Genomic DNA, 1,617 nt, shown 5'->3' on the forward strand with positions numbered 1-1,617 from the left:
GGGCACATCACCGCGCCGGGCGTCGCGGAACTGTGGGCGGGCAACGCCGACGGCCTGGCCCAGCGCGCCGAACTGCATTTCGAATAAACCTCCAAGAACAACAGGCGGAGAGCCGTTAATGAACCCGAATGACAACGAAGAACTGAATGCCATCCGCGAAGGCGTGCGCGCACTCTGCGCCGAATTCGACGCTGCCTACTGGCGCAAGGTCGATGAAGAAAAGGGCTTCCCGCAAGCCTTCGTCAAGGCCCTGACCGACGCCGGCTGGCTGTCGGCAATGATCCCGGAAGCCTACGGCGGCTCCGGCCTGGGGCTGGCGGAAGCCTCGGTGATACTGGAGGAAGTGAACCGCTGCGGCGGCAACTCCGGCACCGTCCACGGCCAGATGTACAACATGTTCACCTTGCTGCGTCACGGCAGCGAAGCACAGAAAAGCTTCTACCTGCCCAAGCTCGCCAGCGGCGAATTGCGCCTGCAGTCGATGGCCGTGACCGAGCCCACCACCGGCACCGACACCACCAAAATCAAGACCACCGCAGTCAAGCGCGGCGACAAGTACGTGATCAATGGCCAGAAAGTCTGGATCTCGCGGGTGCAGCATTCCGACCTGATGATCCTGCTGGCCCGCACCACGCCGTTGGCCGAGGTGAAGAAAAAATCCGAAGGCATGTCGATCTTCCTGGTGGACTTGCGGGAAGCCATCGGCAACGGCCTGACCGTGCAGCCCATCGCCAACATGGTCAACCACGAGACCAACGAACTGTTCTTCGACAACCTGGAATTGCCGCTGGACAGCCTGATTGGCGAGGAGGGCAAGGGCTTCCGCTACATCCTCGACGGCTTGAATGCCGAGCGGACGCTGATTGCCGCCGAGTGCATCGGCGATGGCCGCTGGTTTATCGAGAAAGCCAGCGCCTATGCCCGCGACCGCGTGGTATTTGGTCGGCCCATCGGACAGAACCAGGGCGTGCAGTTCCCGATTGCCGAAGCCCATATCGAGATCGAAGCGGCCGACTTGATGCGCTGGCGTGCCTGTGAGGAATACGACAGCGGCGCCAATGCCGGGGCCAGCGCGAACATGGCCAAGTACCTCGCGGCCAAGGCTTCCTGGGAGGCGGCCAACGCCTGCCTGCAAACCCACGGCGGCTTCGGGTTTGCCTGCGAATACGACGTGGAGCGCAAGTTCCGCGAAACCCGCCTGTACCAGGTTGCGCCGATCTCCACCAACCTGATCCTGTCCTACGTGGCCGAGCATCTGCTCGAACTGCCACGCAGCTTCTGAGGGCCCGACCATGAGCCATACCCAAGCGCTGTGTCGGTTCCTCGCCGAGTTGAATTACGCACAATTGCCGGATGCCGTACTCGCCCGCACCGAAGACCTGTTCCTCGACTGGCTCGCCTCGGCGCTGGCCAGCAAGGGCGCGCATCCGATCCCGCTGTTCGAACGTTATGCCCGCAGGATGGGCCCGGCTGATGGCCCGGCGCAGATCATCGTCAACGGCGGCAGCAGCAGTGCCTATTTCGCCGCGCTGGTGAATGGCGCGTCGTCGCACCTGGTGGAGCAGGATGACCTGCACAACAGCTCGGTATTGCACCCGGCGACCGTGGTGTTTCCGG

General features: G+C 63.0%; 2 protein-coding genes and 1 pseudogene. All 3 read left to right on the forward strand.

What is annotated here, in order from left to right; all coding sequences use genetic code 11:
• Positions 1–87, forward strand: a pseudogene (locus tag HX846_RS39615) (MaoC family dehydratase N-terminal domain-containing protein); the annotation flags it as partial.
• 31 nt (positions 88–118) lie between these two features.
• Complete coding sequence (locus HX846_RS18630) at positions 119–1,282, forward strand: acyl-CoA dehydrogenase family protein (RefSeq protein WP_178965869.1); 1,164 nt, start codon at positions 119–121, stop codon at positions 1,280–1,282.
• A gap of 10 nt (positions 1,283–1,292) precedes the next feature.
• A partial coding sequence (locus tag HX846_RS18635; RefSeq protein WP_178965870.1) for an MmgE/PrpD family protein occupies positions 1,293–1,617 on the forward strand: 325 nt, incomplete at its 3' end.

Source organism: Pseudomonas sp. K5002 (genome assembly GCF_013386655.1).
In the GTDB taxonomy this organism is placed as follows: domain Bacteria; phylum Pseudomonadota; class Gammaproteobacteria; order Pseudomonadales; family Pseudomonadaceae; genus Aquipseudomonas.